This is a genomic window from Psychromonas arctica, assembly GCF_038155225.1.
Taxonomy (GTDB): domain Bacteria; phylum Pseudomonadota; class Gammaproteobacteria; order Enterobacterales; family Psychromonadaceae; genus Psychromonas; species Psychromonas arctica_B.
The window spans coordinates 1-226 of record NZ_JBAKBA010000237.1 but is presented as its reverse complement, the minus strand read 5'-3'; the positions used below and the strand labels follow the sequence as shown (position 1 = coordinate 226).

Sequence of the window (226 nt, the reverse complement as noted above, 5' to 3'; positions counted from 1 at the left end):
GTTCAATAACTTCATTTTATGATAAACGATAATAGTTCAACGTTAACACGACAATCACTACAATACCGGCAATATTGATATAAAGGAAAGGCACTAACATTGTAAACCCTGACACAAGCAACATAGCACGACCTGGGAACGATAATTTCTTCTCTAAACGTCCTTCGATCGTTCCTGCAAAAGCAATATTCAAACCAATGGTTAAAATAATTGCAATAATGAAATC

The 226-nt window shown here is 34.5% G+C and carries 1 pseudogene; it reads right to left on the bottom strand.

Going from position 1 to position 226, the window contains the following annotated elements:
- Positions 1-16: 16 nt before the first annotated feature.
- Positions 17-226, bottom strand: a pseudogene (locus V6255_RS18400) (TRAP transporter permease); the annotation flags it as partial.